The 14,247-nt window shown below is 61.6% G+C and carries 26 protein-coding genes; all 26 read left to right on the forward strand.

From position 1 onward, the window contains the following. Positions 1 to 411: 411 nt before the first annotated feature. The 26 genes from rpsJ (at position 412) to rpoA (ending at position 14,055) form a co-directional block, all read left to right on the forward strand. Complete coding sequence (rpsJ, locus tag KF759_RS13005; protein ID WP_291209839.1) at positions 412 to 723, forward strand: 30S ribosomal protein S10; 312 nt, start codon at positions 412 to 414, stop codon at positions 721 to 723. Between the two features lie 89 nt (positions 724 to 812). Continuing rightward, the gene (gene rplC, locus KF759_RS13010; RefSeq protein ID WP_291226205.1) at positions 813 to 1,457 is read left to right on the forward strand and encodes a 50S ribosomal protein L3; all 645 of its coding nucleotides are present in this window, start codon (positions 813 to 815) and stop codon (positions 1,455 to 1,457) included. 11 nt (positions 1,458 to 1,468) lie between these two features. Next, positions 1,469 to 2,071, forward strand: a complete 603-nt coding sequence (rplD, locus tag KF759_RS13015) for a 50S ribosomal protein L4 (RefSeq protein WP_291226207.1) — start codon at positions 1,469 to 1,471, stop codon at positions 2,069 to 2,071. Further along, the gene (rplW, locus tag KF759_RS13020; RefSeq protein ID WP_291226209.1) at positions 2,068 to 2,358 is read left to right on the forward strand and encodes a 50S ribosomal protein L23; all 291 of its coding nucleotides are present in this window, start codon (positions 2,068 to 2,070) and stop codon (positions 2,356 to 2,358) included. The genes rplD and rplW overlap by 4 nt, the downstream gene beginning before the upstream one ends. A 51-nt stretch (positions 2,359 to 2,409) precedes the next feature. Beyond that, positions 2,410 to 3,237 (forward strand): 50S ribosomal protein L2, encoded by an 828-nt coding sequence (rplB, locus tag KF759_RS13025; protein WP_291226211.1) that lies wholly within the window; start codon positions 2,410 to 2,412, stop codon positions 3,235 to 3,237. Between the two features lie 120 nt (positions 3,238 to 3,357). Next, positions 3,358 to 3,636 (forward strand): 30S ribosomal protein S19, encoded by a 279-nt coding sequence (rpsS, locus tag KF759_RS13030; RefSeq protein WP_291226278.1) that lies wholly within the window; start codon positions 3,358 to 3,360, stop codon positions 3,634 to 3,636. 11 nt (positions 3,637 to 3,647) lie between these two features. Next, positions 3,648 to 3,977, forward strand: a complete 330-nt coding sequence (gene rplV / locus KF759_RS13035; protein WP_291226213.1) for a 50S ribosomal protein L22 — start codon at positions 3,648 to 3,650, stop codon at positions 3,975 to 3,977. A gap of 14 nt (positions 3,978 to 3,991) precedes the next feature. Continuing rightward, entirely contained in the window at positions 3,992 to 4,693 is a 702-nt protein-coding gene (gene rpsC, locus KF759_RS13040) for a 30S ribosomal protein S3 (RefSeq protein WP_291226215.1), read from the forward strand. Positions 4,694 to 4,770: 77 nt separating this feature from the next. Continuing rightward, positions 4,771 to 5,184, forward strand: coding sequence for a 50S ribosomal protein L16 (gene rplP / locus KF759_RS13045; protein WP_291226217.1), 414 nt, complete (start codon positions 4,771 to 4,773; stop codon positions 5,182 to 5,184). Beyond that, the gene (gene rpmC / locus KF759_RS13050) at positions 5,184 to 5,378 is read left to right on the forward strand and encodes a 50S ribosomal protein L29 (RefSeq protein WP_291226219.1); all 195 of its coding nucleotides are present in this window, start codon (positions 5,184 to 5,186) and stop codon (positions 5,376 to 5,378) included. Before rplP ends, rpmC begins: the two co-directional genes overlap by 1 nt. A gap of 1 nt (position 5,379) precedes the next feature. Next, the gene (rpsQ, locus tag KF759_RS13055; protein ID WP_291226221.1) at positions 5,380 to 5,643 is read left to right on the forward strand and encodes a 30S ribosomal protein S17; all 264 of its coding nucleotides are present in this window, start codon (positions 5,380 to 5,382) and stop codon (positions 5,641 to 5,643) included. 25 nt (positions 5,644 to 5,668) lie between these two features. After that, a complete protein-coding gene (gene rplN / locus KF759_RS13060; RefSeq protein WP_291226223.1) occupies positions 5,669 to 6,037 on the forward strand; it encodes a 50S ribosomal protein L14 in 369 nt (122 codons plus the stop codon). Positions 6,038 to 6,048: 11 nt separating this feature from the next. Then, a complete protein-coding gene (gene rplX, locus KF759_RS13065; protein ID WP_291226225.1) occupies positions 6,049 to 6,363 on the forward strand; it encodes a 50S ribosomal protein L24 in 315 nt (104 codons plus the stop codon). A gap of 11 nt (positions 6,364 to 6,374) precedes the next feature. Then, positions 6,375 to 6,914 (forward strand): 50S ribosomal protein L5, encoded by a 540-nt coding sequence (rplE, locus tag KF759_RS13070; protein WP_291226227.1) that lies wholly within the window; start codon positions 6,375 to 6,377, stop codon positions 6,912 to 6,914. 14 nt (positions 6,915 to 6,928) lie between these two features. After that, positions 6,929 to 7,234 (forward strand): 30S ribosomal protein S14, encoded by a 306-nt coding sequence (gene rpsN, locus KF759_RS13075; RefSeq protein ID WP_291226229.1) that lies wholly within the window; start codon positions 6,929 to 6,931, stop codon positions 7,232 to 7,234. Between the two features lie 100 nt (positions 7,235 to 7,334). After that, the gene (gene rpsH, locus KF759_RS13080; RefSeq protein WP_291226231.1) at positions 7,335 to 7,730 is read left to right on the forward strand and encodes a 30S ribosomal protein S8; all 396 of its coding nucleotides are present in this window, start codon (positions 7,335 to 7,337) and stop codon (positions 7,728 to 7,730) included. A gap of 19 nt (positions 7,731 to 7,749) precedes the next feature. Continuing rightward, positions 7,750 to 8,277, forward strand: coding sequence for a 50S ribosomal protein L6 (rplF, locus tag KF759_RS13085; protein WP_291226233.1), 528 nt, complete (start codon positions 7,750 to 7,752; stop codon positions 8,275 to 8,277). A gap of 132 nt (positions 8,278 to 8,409) precedes the next feature. Then, complete coding sequence (gene rplR / locus KF759_RS13090) at positions 8,410 to 8,763, forward strand: 50S ribosomal protein L18 (RefSeq protein WP_291226235.1); 354 nt, start codon at positions 8,410 to 8,412, stop codon at positions 8,761 to 8,763. Positions 8,764 to 8,914: 151 nt separating this feature from the next. Continuing rightward, the gene (rpsE, locus tag KF759_RS13095) at positions 8,915 to 9,430 is read left to right on the forward strand and encodes a 30S ribosomal protein S5 (protein ID WP_291226237.1); all 516 of its coding nucleotides are present in this window, start codon (positions 8,915 to 8,917) and stop codon (positions 9,428 to 9,430) included. Continuing rightward, positions 9,423 to 9,629: a 50S ribosomal protein L30 gene (rpmD, locus tag KF759_RS13100; protein WP_291226239.1), complete on the forward strand. Its 207-nt coding sequence runs from the start codon at positions 9,423 to 9,425 to the stop codon at positions 9,627 to 9,629. Before rpsE ends, rpmD begins: the two co-directional genes overlap by 8 nt. Positions 9,630 to 9,659: 30 nt before the next feature. Beyond that, entirely contained in the window at positions 9,660 to 10,094 is a 435-nt protein-coding gene (gene rplO / locus KF759_RS13105; protein ID WP_291226241.1) for a 50S ribosomal protein L15, read from the forward strand. 3 nt (positions 10,095 to 10,097) lie between these two features. After that, positions 10,098 to 11,408 (forward strand): preprotein translocase subunit SecY, encoded by a 1,311-nt coding sequence (secY, locus tag KF759_RS13110; RefSeq protein WP_291226243.1) that lies wholly within the window; start codon positions 10,098 to 10,100, stop codon positions 11,406 to 11,408. 112 nt (positions 11,409 to 11,520) lie between these two features. Continuing rightward, a complete protein-coding gene (rpsM, locus tag KF759_RS13115) occupies positions 11,521 to 11,877 on the forward strand; it encodes a 30S ribosomal protein S13 (RefSeq protein WP_291226245.1) in 357 nt (118 codons plus the stop codon). 81 nt (positions 11,878 to 11,958) lie between these two features. After that, positions 11,959 to 12,351, forward strand: coding sequence for a 30S ribosomal protein S11 (gene rpsK / locus KF759_RS13120; protein WP_291226247.1), 393 nt, complete (start codon positions 11,959 to 11,961; stop codon positions 12,349 to 12,351). Positions 12,352 to 12,355: 4 nt separating this feature from the next. Further along, positions 12,356 to 12,988 carry a 30S ribosomal protein S4 gene (gene rpsD / locus KF759_RS13125; RefSeq protein ID WP_291226249.1) on the forward strand — a complete coding sequence of 211 codons (633 nt, stop codon included), beginning with the start codon at positions 12,356 to 12,358 and terminating at the stop codon, positions 12,986 to 12,988. 68 nt (positions 12,989 to 13,056) lie between these two features. Further along, the gene (gene rpoA / locus KF759_RS13130; RefSeq protein WP_291226251.1) at positions 13,057 to 14,055 is read left to right on the forward strand and encodes a DNA-directed RNA polymerase subunit alpha; all 999 of its coding nucleotides are present in this window, start codon (positions 13,057 to 13,059) and stop codon (positions 14,053 to 14,055) included. Positions 14,056 to 14,247: the final 192 nt, after the last annotated feature.

Genomic DNA, 14,247 nt, shown 5'->3' on the forward strand with positions numbered 1-14,247 from the left:
GCAGTAAGCAAGGCGAGGGATCGGGCAGCGGAATCTTGAAAATGGGGCTTCCATTTTCCCGCTGACCGGACTATAGTAGCGAGCTCCCTGCCGGGATTGGCGCCAAGCCAGACGGCGAAAACAGCGAAATGAGGTGCAGGATGCGCTTCGAGTTCGCGGACATGGATGGTTGACCGCATCGGGCGCGGTCGCGAAATGCTTGGCATTTCGTCTTGTTGCGGTAATTCAGATTGGGTGAACCGGATGCGGTTCGCCCAATCTTTCTTGGTTTCAATGGTTCGGATGCGTTTTCGGCTGTTGCCGGGCGGATTCGAGGGCTAAGGGTCGGCGTCCCCGCGGGGGCAGCGACGGGCGGGGTTCAGCGAATCCCGTTGTCACCAGCAACGTTCTTTCAGATTCAAGGACACGGCAATGGCGGACCAGAAGATTCGTATCCGGCTCAAGGCGTTCGATCATCGCTTGATCGACCGTTCCGCGAGCGAAATCGTCGAAACGGCCAAACGCACCGGTGCAACCGTGCTCGGCCCGATCCCGCTGCCCACGAAGATCGAGCGTTACACGATCCTCGTGTCGCCGCATGCGGACAAGGACGCGCGGGACCAGTATGAAACGCGCGTGCACAAGCGCGTGATGGACATCGTCGACCCCAATGACAAGACCGTGGACGCGCTGATGAAGCTCGACCTGGCCGCGGGTGTCGATGTCCAGATCAAGCTGCACTGAAGCGAATTGGGCCGGAACCGGCTTTCACGGGTCGTCCGACAGGATGTCGGTTTGATTGAGGCGATCACGGAAGAACGCAGGAGCACATCATGAGTATCGGGTTGGTGGGTCGTAAATGCGGCATGAGCCGCGTCTTCACCGAAGACGGCCGTTCGGTGCCGGTGACGCTGATTGAGGCGACGCCGAACCGCGTGACGCAGTTGAAGACGGTCGAGAGCGACGGCTACAGCGCCGTGCAGGTGACTGCCGGCAGCAAGCGCGCCGCGCTGGTCAGCAAGCCGCTCGCCGGGCATTACGCCAAGGCAAACGTCACTGCGGGTCGCGGCTTGTGGGAGTTCCGCGTCGAGGCGGGCGATCTGGGCAAGTATGCGGTTGGTGGCGAGCTCAAGGCCGAGGAGATTTTCGCGGTTGGCCAGAAGGTCGACGTCGCGGGCGTCAGCAAGGGCAAGGGCTTCCAGGGCACGATCAAGCGCCATCACTTCACGATGGGCGATGCCACGCACGGCAATTCGCTGTCGCATCGTTCTCCGGGCTCGATCGGTCAGCGCCAGACGCCGGGTCGCGTGTTCCCGGGCAAGAAGATGGCCGGTCACATGGGTGCGGTGAATCGCTCGTCCCTCAATCTTGAAGTGGTCAAGATCGACAGCGAGCGCCACCTGATCGCGGTCAAGGGCGCTGTTCCCGGCGCGCCGGGCGGCAATGTCGTGATCCGTCCCGCCGTCAAGGCCAAGTGAGGAGCCACGTCATGGAACTCAATGTCATCGGCGCCAAGCCCGTTACCGTTTCCGAAGCCGTGTTCGGCAAGGAATTCCGCGAGGATCTGATTCATCAGGTCGTCGTTGCCTATCGCAATGCCGGCCGCGCCGGCACCAAGGCGCAGAAGACGCGCTCGGAAGTCAGCGGCACGACCAAGAAGTCGAAGAAGCAGAAGGGCGGCGGTGCGCGCCACGGTGCGCTCAAGGCCCCGATCTTCGTCGGCGGTGGCGTGACCTTCGCGGCCAAGCCGCGCAGCTTCGCGCAAAAGATCAACCGCAAGATGTTCCGCGGTGCGATGGCTTCGATTCTGTCCGAACTCAACCGCCAGGGTCGCATCACGGTGGTCGAGTCGATCGGTGTCGAACAGCCCAAGACGCAGCAGATGGTTGCGCGCCTGGCGGAACTGAATGCCGCGGGTCGTGTCGTGGTGGTTACCGAAAACGCGTCCGAGCCGCTGTACCTGGCCGCGCGCAACATCCCGTATTTGCAGGTGGTCGACGTTGCGGCGCTTGATCCGGTCAGCCTGGTTGGCGCCGACAAGATCGTGGCGACGGTCGATTCGATCAAGCGCATCGAGGAGTGGCTGGCGTGAAAGAGCAACTGTTCAGCGTGCTGCGCGCGCCGCATGTTTCCGAAAAGAGTGCGCGTCTGCAGGAACACAACCAGTACGTGTTCGAAGTGGCGCAGTCTGCGACCAAGGCCGACGTCAAGGCCGCAGTCGAGGGACTGTTCAGCGTCGAAGTGCAGGCGGTCAACCTGGTCAATGCCAAGGGCAAGGCGAGGACGTTCCGCAATCGCGCCGGCACTCGTGGCGGCAAGCGCAAGGCCTATGTCCGCATTGCCGATGGCCAGTCCATCGACGTGACGGCCAAGCCCTAAGACGGTGGATGTGGGCGCCGCAAGCGCTCATGGAAATCAGGAAAAAACATCATGGCACTGATTACAGTCAAACCCACTTCCGCCGGACGCCGCGCCGTTGTTCGCGTCGTCACGCCGGGGCTGCACAAGGGCGCACCTTACGCGCCGCTGACCGAGGCCCAGTCCAACACGGGCGGCCGCAACCACTACGGTCGCATCACCACGCGGCACAAGGGTGGTGGTTCCAAGCAGCACTACCGAATCATCGATTTCAAGCGCGACAAGGAAAACATCGCGTGCAAGATCGAGCGCATCGAATACGATCCCAACCGCACCGCGCACATCGCGTTGTTGTGCTTCGTCGATGGCGAGCGTCGCTACATCATTGCGCCCAAGGGCGCGAAGGTCGGCGACCAGTTGATGTCGGGTCGCGACGCGCCGATCAAGGTTGGCAATTCACTGCCGTTGCGCAACATCCCGATCGGTTCGGTCGTGCACTGCATCGAGATGAAGCCGGGCAAGGGCGCGCAGATCGCGCGTTCGGCAGGTGCTTCGGCGCAGCTGGTGGCGCGCGAGCAGGGCTATGCCACGCTGCGTCTGCGCTCCGGTGAGATGCGCAAGGTACCGGCCGAGTGCCGTGCCACGATCGGTGAAGTCGGCAACTCCGAACACAATCTCGAGAAGCTCGGCAAGGCCGGTGCTTCGCGCTGGCGCGGCGTGCGTCCGACCGTGCGCGGCGCGGTCATGAACCCGGTCGACCATCCGCATGGTGGTGGTGAGGCCAAGGCCGGTCAGGGTAACCCGCATCCGGTGTCGCCGTGGGGCATGCCGACCAAGGGCTACAAGACCCGCAAGAACAAGCGTACGACGAAGTTCATCGTTCGCGATCGCAGGGGTTGATCGGTGAGGCCGGCCCGGATGGCCGGTTCTGGTTGGTCGGGACGACCATCGCAATGAATTGAATAGTCCGGCCCGGATGGCCGGACCTGATCGGTCAGGATGATCATTGAGGATAACTTCATGGCTCGTTCTCTGAAGAAAGGCCCGTTTGTCGACCACCATCTGATGAAGAAGGTCGAAACGGCGGGCAACACGAAGAAGCCGATCAAGACCTGGTCGCGGCGGTCGATGATCGTGCCGGAAATGGTCGGCTTCACGCTGGCCATTCACAACGGTCGTCAGCATGTTCCCGTGCTGGTCAACGAAAACATGGTCGGGCACAAGCTCGGTGAGTTCGCGGTGACGCGTACGTTCAAGGGCCACGGCGGCGACAAGAAAGCCGCCGACGGCAAGAAGTGACGGTGAACACGATGGAAGCCAAAGCGATCCTGCGCAGTGCGCGCATTTCTCCGCAGAAGGCCCGCCTGGTCGCCGACCAGGTGCGCGGCCTGCCAGTTGGTCGTGCGACCAACCTGCTGCAGTTCAGCGACAAGAAGGCGGCGCACCTGATCAAGAAGGTGTTGCTGTCGGCAGTAGCCAATGCCGAAAACAACCTCGGCGCGGATGTCGACGAGCTCAAGGTCTCGCGAATCTTCGTCGACGAGGGAGCGATCCTCAAGCGCATGCATGCACGCGCCAAGGGCCGCGGTTCGCGCATCTCCAAGCGCACCAGCCACATCACCGTGGTTGTCGGCGAATAAACGGGACGATACTCATGGGTCACAAAGTCAATCCGATCGGCATTCGCCTGGGCATCGCCAAGGACTGGAATTCCAAGTGGTTCGCCAACAAGCGTGAGTACGCACAGTATCTGGGTGCTGATCTCAAGGTGCGTGAACTGCTGAAGAAGAAGTTGGCGCAGGCCGGCATCTCCAAGATCCAGATTGAGCGTCCGGCCAAGACCGCGCGCGTCACGATCTTCACGGCCCGCCCCGGCGTCGTCATCGGCAAGAAGGGCGAGGACATCGAGAAGCTGCGCAAGGAAGTCTCCGACGTGATGGGCGTTCCCGCGCACATCAATGTCAGCGAAGTGCGCAAGCCCGAGCTCGATGCGCAGCTGGTGGCCGAGTCGATCGCGCAGCAGCTTGAGCGCCGCATCATGTTCCGTCGCGCCATGAAGCGCTCGGTGCAGAACGCGATGCGCCTGGGTGCGCTGGGCATCAAGGTCAATGTCGCCGGACGTCTGAACGGCGCCGAGATTGCGCGTTCGGAGTGGTATCGCGAAGGTCGCGTGCCGTTGCACACGTTGCGTGCGGACATCGACTATGGCTTTGCCGAAGCGTCGACCACCTACGGCATCATCGGCGTCAAGGTGTGGGTGTACAAGGGCGAGATCTTCGACCTGCATGCGGCACAGCAGGAAGCAAAGTCGGAAGCCTCGGAAGAACGTCCGCAGCGCCGCGCGCCAAAGAACTGATGATTCGATGAGTGCGGTCATGATGACCGCTATTTGATCCTCGCGATCAGGACGATCGCACAGGCAGAGACTTAATCATGCTGCAACCCAAGCGCACCAAGTACCGAAAGGTCCAGAAAGCCCGCAATCGCGGTCTGTCCTATGTATCCAACAAGGTCAGCTTCGGCGATTTCGGCCTCAAGGCAACCACGCATGGCCAGCTCACCGCGCGCCAGATCGAAGCTGCGCGCCGCTGCATCACGCGCTACGTCAAGCGCGGCGGCAAGCTGTGGATCCGCGTGTTTCCCGACAAGCCGATCACCAAGAAGCCGATCGAAGTCCGCATGGGCAGCGGCAAGGGCAACGTCGAGCTGTGGGTCGCTCCGATCCAGCCGGGTCGCATGTTGTACGAAATTGAAGGCATCCCCGAGGCCGAGGCTCGCGAGGCAATGCGCCTGGCGGCAGCCAAGCTGTCGGTTCAAACCCAGTTCGTAGCGCGGACGGTGCTGTGATGGAACTCAAGGAACTTCGCCAGAAGAGCGAGCAGCAACTTGCCGAGCACCTCGGCGAACTGCGTCGCGAACAATTCAACCTGCGCATGCAGAAGGGCTCCGGCCAGATGACGCAGACCCACCAGTTCAGCCGCGTTCGCCGCGAGATCGCGCAGGTCAAGCACCTGCTCGGCGCGAAGAAGCAGGGGCAGTGACATGAACGATAGCGACAAGAAGGTGCGCACCCTCGAAGGGCGCGTGATCTCCAACAAGATGGCCAAGACGGTCACCGTCCTGCTCGAGCGGCAGGTGCAGCATCCGTTGTACGGCAAGATCGTGCGCCGTTCGACCAAGGTGCACGCGCACGACGAGGCTGGCGAGTGCAAGGAAGGCGACGTGGTTCGCATTGCCGAGTGCCGTCCGCTTTCCAAGACCAAGAACTGGCGCGTTGTGAAAGTCGTCGCGCGCGCCGAAGCGTGAGCGTGGAGCAACAGGAGATAGCGACATGATCCAGATGCAAACCACGCTGGCCGCAGCGGACAACAGCGGCGCACGTGAACTGATGTGCATCAAGGTGCTGGGTGGTTCCAAGCGCCGTTATGCCCAGATCGGCGACGTGATCAAGGTTTCCGTGCGGGATGCGATTCCGCGCGGCAAGGTCAAGAAGGGCGAGGTTTACGACGCGGTCGTGGTGCGCACGCGCAAGGGTGTGCGTCGCGCGGACGGCTCGCTGATTCGCTTCGACGGCAATGCGGCCGTCCTGCTCAACAACAAGCTCGAGCCGATCGGCACCCGTATCTTCGGGCCGGTCACGCGCGAGCTGCGTGGCGAACGCTTCATGAAGATCGTTTCGCTCGCGCCGGAAGTCCTGTAAGAGGTGATGGCATGAACCGTATCCGCAAGGGCGACCAGGTTCTGGTGATCGCCGGCAAGAACAAGGGCCAGAAGGGCACCGTCTCGCGTGTCGCGGGTGAATCCGTGTACGTGGAGAACATCAACATGGTCAAGCGGCACACCAAGCCGAATCCGCAGGCAAGCCAGCCGGGCGGAATCGTCGAACGTGAGGCTGCCATCCATATTTCCAACGTAATGCTGTTCAACACCGCTTCCGGCAAAGGTGAGCGCGTGGGCTACAAGACGCTCGAAAACGGGCGCAAGGTCCGCGTGTACCGCTCCACCGGCGAAGTGGTCGATGCCTGAGGTCTGCCGACATGACGCGTCTTGAGAAAATCTACAAAGAACAGGTCGTGCCGAAGCTGACCGAACGCTTCAAGTACACCAACCCGATGCAGGTGCCGCGCCTGTCCAAGATCACGCTCAACATGGGCGTGGGCGAGGCGGTCGGCAACAAGAAGATCCTGGAGAACGCGGTCGCCGACATGGCCAAGATCTGCGGTCAGAAGCCGATCGTGACCATGACCAAGAAGGCGCATGCGACCTTCAAGATCCGCGAGAACTGGCCGATCGGTTGCAAGGTCACCCTGCGCCGCGCCCAGATGTTTGAATTCCTCGATCGCCTGATCAACATCGCGTTGCCGCGCGTGCGCGACTTCCGCGGTATCTCCGGGCGCTCGTTTGACGGTCGCGGCAATTTCAACATGGGCATCAAGGAACAGATCATCTTCCCGGAGATCGATTTCGACCAGATCGACGCCCTGCGCGGCATGGACATCGCGATCACCACGACCGCCCGCACCAACGAAGAAGCCAAGGCATTGCTCGAAGCCTTCAGCTTCCCGTTCCGCAACTAAGCGTAGGAACACTCATGGCCAAGCGTTCAATGATCAACCGCGACATCAAGCGCACCAAGCTGGTGAAGCGCCATGCCGCCAAGCGTGCCGAGCTCAAGAAGATCGTGTCGAGCACGACTGCTTCCTATGACGACAAGATGGCCGCTGCGGTGAAGCTGCAGAAGTTGCCGCGCGACTCGAGTCCCTCTCGTCAGCGCAACCGCTGCGAGCTGACTGGCCGCTCACGCGGTGTGTACAAGAAGTTCGGTCTTGCCCGCCACAAGCTGCGTGAAGCCACCATGCGTGGTGACGTGCCTGGGCTGCGCAAGGCCAGTTGGTAATACCGCCGGGTTCGGCGACGGGGTTGGCGAAAACACCAACCCCGCGACCGCGATCCGTTTCCCGCAATTGGGCGGATATCGATGCAACAGGAATTGAAACATGAGCATGACTGATCCCATCGCCGACATGTTTACGCGCATCCGCAATGCGCAAGCCACGGGCAAGCGTTCCGTGGTCATGCCGGCTTCACGCGTCAAGAAGGCCATCGCCACCTTGCTCAAGGACGAAGGCTATGTCGCCGACGTGCAGTCGATCACGGTTGAAGGCAAGGCCAAGCTTGAGATCGCCCTCAAGTATTACGAAGGCAAGCCGGTCATCGAACGCATCGAGCGCGTCAGCCGCTCCGGGCTGCGCGTGTATCGCGGCAAGAGCGAGCTGCCCAAGATCCTCAACGGTCTGGGCATTTCCATCGTTTCCACCTCGTCCGGAATCATGACCGACGCGAAAGCCCGCAAGCAGGGCCTGGGCGGCGAAGTCATCGGTCTGGTCGCCTAAGGTTTCTTGGAGGAATCCCATGTCACGCGTTGCCAAGAAGCCGATCAGCCTGCCCAAGGGCGTCGAGTGTCAGGTCAAGTCCGATGCGATCACCGTGAAGGGGCCGAAAGGCAGCCTGTCGATCGCGGCCATGTCGGATGTCGAAGTCGCCGTGGACGGCGGCGCAATCAAGCTGAGCGCCAAGCAGCCCGACAGCGTCAAGCTGGCAGGCACTGCGCGCGCACTGCTCAACAACATGGTCATCGGGGTCAGCGAGGGGTTCTCGCGCAAGCTCGAATTGGTCGGCGTCGGTTTCCGCGCGGCTCTGCAGGGCAAGGATCTCAACCTCACACTCGGATTCTCGCACCCGGTCGTGTTCAAGGCGCCCGAGGGCATCACGATCACCGTGCCCGCGCAGACCGAAATCCTGATCGCCGGCGCCGACAAGCAGCAGGTCGGCGAGGTCGCCGCCAAGATCCGTGGATTCCGTCCGCCGGAACCCTACAAGGGCAAGGGTGTGCGTTACTCGGGTGAGCAGATTACCCTCAAGGAAGCCAAGAAGGCATAGTGCGGGTCCCCCGCAAGAGCCCGGCCATGCATGGCCGGACTTCTCGACAAGAGCAGCCGATCCGTTTCTAAATCAGAGTAATCCGGTCGGGAAGACCGAATTGATTGATCCAGGACGGATCATGGAGGCAATGTGGAAAAGAACACAGCAAGACTGCGCCGCGCCAAGTCCACGCGCGCGCACATCCGTACCCTCGGCGTGCCGCGGCTGTCGGTTCATCGCAGTGCGCAGCACATTTATGCGCAGGTGCAAAGCGCCGATGGCAGCAAGGTGATCGCTGCCGCGTCGACCTTGCAGAAGGTGATCAAGGAAGGCATCAAGGGCACCAAGAACAAGGCTGCCGCTGCTGCCGTTGGCAAGGCCGTAGCCGAGGCTGCGCTCAAGGCCGGAGTCGACACCGTCGCATTTGATCGCTCGGGCTATCGCTATCACGGTCGCGTTCAGGCGCTCGCGGATGCAGCCCGCGAAGCGGGTTTGAAGTTCTGAAGAAGCGTTGCCGGTGAAGCGTGCCGGCGTGGGGCAAGCGAACCTGGCTGCGTTGCGGCCTGACCCGCTGCTCCGGTTTGACTTACAACAACTCCAAGCGGCAAAGCCGCAAGCAGAAGTCCGCACCCGATGGGCGGCAAACAGGTGAAACATGGCAACCAACAACAATGAACGTGAAAACAGCGATGGCTTCCTCGAGAAGCTGATCGCAGTCAACCGCGTGGCCAAGACCGTCAAGGGCGGTCGCCAGATGAGCTTCACTGCGTTGACCGTGGTCGGCGACGGTGAAGGTCGCGTAGGGTTCGGCTATGGCAAGGCACGCGAGGTGCCGGTCGCCATTTCCAAGGCGATGGAGCGTGCGCGCAAGGGCATGATCAAGGTGCAACTCAACAACGGCACCCTGTTCCATGCGGTCAAGGCCAATCATGGTGCGGCGCGTGTGTTCATGCAGCCGGCCTCCGAAGGTACCGGCGTGATCGCCGGTGGTGCCATGCGTGCGGTGCTCGAAGTGGTCGGCGTAAAGAACGTGCTCGCCAAGGCGGTCGGTTCACGCAATCCGATCAACCTGGTGCGCGCGACGATCAATGGCCTGTGTGCGATGGCGTCGCCCGAGCGTATCGCCTCCAAGCGCGGCAAGTCGGTCGAAGAGGTGCTCGGCAATGACTAACAGCAAAGCCAAAGCAGGCAAGACCATCCGCGTTCGTCTCTACAAGAGCATCAACAGCTGCCAGGAACGTCATCGCATCAGCGTGCGTGCCCTCGGTCTGCGCAAGCTCAACGACGTACGTGATCTGATCGATTCGCCGTCGGTGCGCGGTCTGATCAACCAGGTCAGCTACCTCGTCCGCATCGAAGAAAGCGCCTAATCGCGCGACAGCATCGGGAGTCTCAAACTCATGCGTCTCAACACAATCAAGTCCGCCCCTGGTGCCCGCAAGGACGGTGTTCGCGTTGGTCGCGGCATCGGTTCCGGCTTGGGCAAGACAGCGGGCCGTGGCCACAAGGGCCAGTACGCGCGCTCGGGCAAGGGCAAGGTCAAGGCTGGCTTCGAAGGCGGCCAGATGCCGCTGCAGCGACGCCTGCCCAAGATCGGTTTCCGCTCCAAGATGGCGCGTGACGTGTGCGAAGTGCTGCTTTATCAGCTCGACGCGCTCAAGGTCGAGGTTATCGATTTCGAAGCACTCAAGGCTGCGGGCCTGGTGACGACTCGCGCCGAGCGCGCCAAGGTCGTCAAGAAGGGCGAAATCAAGCGCGCCCTCAAGCTCAAGGGCGTGGCGGTGACAGCCGGCGCCAAGGCGGCGATCGAAGCTGCCGGCGGCAGCGTGGAGTAAGCAGTGGCGACGCAGTCCAATCCGCTGGCTTCATTGGGCAAGCTGACCGAACTCAAGCAGCGCCTGCTGTTCGTGGTCGGCGCGCTGGTCGTGTTCCGCTTGGGATCGTTCATTCCGCTCCCGGGCGTGGATCCGGCCAAGATGGCGGAGTTGATCGGCCGCTCGGGTGGGCTGCTCGACATGTTCAACATGTTTTCCGGCGGTGCGCTCGAGCGCATGTCGATCTTTGCCCTGGGCGTGATTCCCTACATCTCGGCCTCGATCATCGTGCAGATGTTTGCGGCCGTGATCCCGAGCTGGCAGGCATTGCGCAAGGAAGGCGAATCCGGACGTCGCACACTGACCAATTACACCCGGGCCGGAACGGTCGCACTGGGTCTGTTCCAGTCCTTTGGTGTGGCCACGATGCTGCAGCAGCAAGGCGGCGTGGTGATTGCCGGTGGCCCCAGCTTCGTGCTGACCACGGTGATCGGCCTCACCGCGGGCACGCTGTTCCTGATGTGGTTGGGTGAGCAGATCACCGAGCGTGGCGTTGGCAACGGCATTTCGCTGCTGATTTTCGCCGGCATCGTGGCCGGACTGCCGGCGGCAATCGTGCACACGTTGGGCATGGCCCAAAGCGGTGAAATGCCGGTGTTGCGAGTGTTGATCGTGTTCGCGCTGGTGCTTGCGGTAACCGCGTTTGTGGTCTTCGTGGAAAGCGGTCAGCGGCGCATCACCGTGAACTATGCCCGTCGTCAGGGTGGGGCAGGTCGCGCCTACATGAACCAGACTTCGCACTTGCCGCTCAAGATCAACATGTCCGGCGTGATTCCGCCGATCTTCGCTTCCTCATTGCTCATGTTTCCGGCAACCGCGGCAAGCTGGTTCAACAACGCCAATGAAATCCACTGGTTGCAGGTGCTGACCTCGTCGCTCGGCCCCGGTGAACCGCTGCACATGATGTTGTACGGTTTGATGATCATCATCTTCACGTACTTCTACACGGCGTTGACGTTCAATTCGCAGGAAACCGCTGACAACCTCAAGCGCTCGGGTGCCTTGATTCCGGGCCTGCGTCCGGGGCGGGCAACGGCCGACTACATCGATGGCGTGCTGACCCGTCTGACGGGCGCAGCCGCGATTTACCTGGTGGCGGTCTGCCTGATCCCCGACATCCTGCGCAATGCCTGGCACGTGCCGTTCTACTTCGGTGGCACCTCGCTGCTGATCGTGGTCGTGGTGGTCATGGATTTCACTGCACAGGTGCAGGCGCATCTTGTGTCCCACCAGTATGAAAGCCTGCTCAAGAAGGCCAACCTGCGCGGCCGCTGAGCGGTCGACGGGCGGGGTTGTTCGAAAAGCAGGGGGTTTTCCGGAGAGCTGGACATCGCTATAATGTCAAGTTCCCTGCGTATCCAGAGTCAGTTTTTGGAGATCATCTAGCATGGCACGCATTGCGGGTGTCAATTTGCCGGTACAGAAGCATGTCGTCATCGGCCTGCAGAGTATTTACGGCGTCGGCCGGTCGCGCTCGAAGAAGGTTTGCGAAGTCGCCGGGGTCAATCCGGCTACCAGGATCCGCGACCTCACCGAGGCCGAGGTCGACAAGCTTCGTCACGAAATTGCCAAGTTCACCGTCGAAGGCGACCTGCGTCGCGAAGTCGGTATTTCGATCAAGCGTTTGATCGATCTTGGTACCTACCGTGGCCTGCGCCATCGTCGCGGCTTGCCGCTGCGTGGCCAGCGCACGCGTACCAATGCACGCACCCGCAAGGGCCCGCGTCGCGCCATCAAGAAGTAATCGCGCAAACCCGGTCGGGAAGGCCGGTGTCATTCGGCGATCAGGATCGGTCGTGCAGAACATTTCAGGAATTCCGGGCCAATGAACAAACCCGCAGCGGTCAAAACCAAGAAGAAGGTCAAGCGCGTGGTGACGGATGCCGTCGCCCATGTGCAGGCTTCGTTCAACAACACGATCGTGACGATCACCGATCGTCAGGGCAATGCCTTGTCGTGGGCCACGGCGGGTGGCGCCGGCTTTCGCGGTTCGCGCAAGTCGACACCGTTCGCGGCGCAGGTCGCCGCCGAGAAGGCCGCCCGCGTGGCAGCCGACTACGGCGTGAAGACCGTCGAAGTGCGCATCAAGGGGCCGGGCCCGGGCCGTGAATCGGCTGTGCGCTCGCTCAACAATGCGGGCTTCAAGGTCACCAACATCATCGACGTCACGCCGATTCCGCACAACGGCTGCCGTCCTCCCAAGAAGCGCAGGGTTTAATCGAATGGCACGTTACATCGGACCCACCTGCAAGCTCGCGCGCCGCGAAGGCGCCGACCTCAGCCTCAAGAGCCCGGCGCGCGCGCTGGATTCCAAATGCAAGCTGGAGAACAAGCCTGGCCAGCACGGCGCCGCTGGCGCCAAGCGCGGCCGCCTGTCGGACTACGGCGTGCAGTTGCGCGAGAAGCAGAAGGTCAAGCGCATCTACGGCTTGCTTGAGCGCCAGTTCAGCTCGTACTACAAGAAGGCCTCGAGCCAGAAGGGCAATGCGGGTGAAAACCTGCTGCGCCTGCTTGAGGGGCGTCTGGACAACATCGTCTATCGCATGGGTTTTGCGGTGACGCGCGCGCAGGCCCGCCAGCTGGTGGCGCATGCTGCGGTTCGTGTCAACGGCAAGAAGGTCAACCTGCCTTCCTACCAGGTGCGCCCCGGCGACGAGATCGCCTTGTCCGAGCGCGCGAAGAGCCAGCTGCGCGTGCAGGAGTCGCTGACCGTTGCCCAGCAGATGGACCTGATCCCGGCCTGGATCGAAGTTGATGCCAAGAAAGCCAGCGGTCTGCTCAAGACGCTGCCGGAACGTGCAGACCTGCCGTCCGACATCAACGAAAGCCTGATCATCGAGCTTTACTCGAAGTAAGGAACCCCGTGCGGGTTCCTGCGTTACCACTTCAATTGCGGAATCCGCGAGGGTTCCTGGAGTCTGCAATGGCAGGATCGTCAATCAATGTGCTGCGTCCGCGCGGCCTTCAAGTAGAACGCATTGGCAGCGACCGCGCCAAGATCGTCGTCGAGCCGCTGGAGCGTGGCTTTGGTCACACGCTCGGCAACGCGCTGCGTCGCGTGTTGCTGTCCTCCATTCCCGGTTGCGCGATCATCGAAGTCGAGATCGATGGCGTGCTTCACGAGTACACGACGCTCGAAGGTCTGCAGGAAGACGTGATTGAGGTGTTGCTCAACCTCAAGGACGTCGCCATTCGCATGCATGGCCAGGATGAAACCACGTTGAGCCTGAGCAAGAAGGGCAAGGGCGTAGTCACCGCGGCCGACATCAAGGTCGATCACTCGGTCGAGATCGTCAATCCCGAGCACGTGATTTGCCATCTGACCAAGGACATTGCGCTCAACATGCGCCTGAAGATCGTGCGCGGCGTTGGCTACCAGCCGGCCACGGCGCGTCGTCACCCCGACGACGAAGCCAGCCCGATCGGTCGTCTGCAGCTGGATGCCTCGTTCTCGCCGGTGCGTCGCGTGGCTTACAACGTCGAAAGTGCGCGTCTTGAGCAGCGCACCGACCTCGACAAGCTTGTGCTCGATGTCGATACCAACGGTGCGATCGACGCCGAAGACGCGGTGCGCAAGGCCGCCGAGATCCTGCAGGATCAGATCAGCGTGTTCGGTGATTTCGCCCGTCGCGAGAGTGTCGATGCGAAGACCGACAAGAGCGGGGTCGATCCGGTGCTGTTGCGTCCGATCGACGATCTGGAACTGACGGTGCGTTCGGCCAATTGTCTCAAGGCCGAGAGCATCTACTACATCGGCGACTTGGTGCAGAAGACCGAAGTCGAGTTGCTCAAGACGCCCAACCTGGGCAAGAAGTCGCTGACCGAGATCAAGGATGTGTTGTATCAGCGTGGCCTGCAGTTGGGCATGAAGCTCGAAAGCTGGCCGCCGTCGGATCTCGTTCACGGGATGCAGATGGGTTGATTCGTTCTGCTGCGGTCGTGCGTGATCCTTGACGCGCGTGACCGCAGATTGTTGGTGCGATCGAACTTGATCGCCATGGCGGCGTCATTCAGCCGCGCGAGGATGCGCAAGCAGCTTCGTTGATTTGCCAAGCGGCCTTTGCCAGCCGCAATTCCACAACAGCCCGTTTTCGACAAGGCTGACAATCAGCGG

It is taken from the genome of Dokdonella sp., assembly GCF_019634815.1.
Classification (GTDB): Bacteria; Pseudomonadota; Gammaproteobacteria; order Xanthomonadales; family Rhodanobacteraceae; genus Dokdonella_A.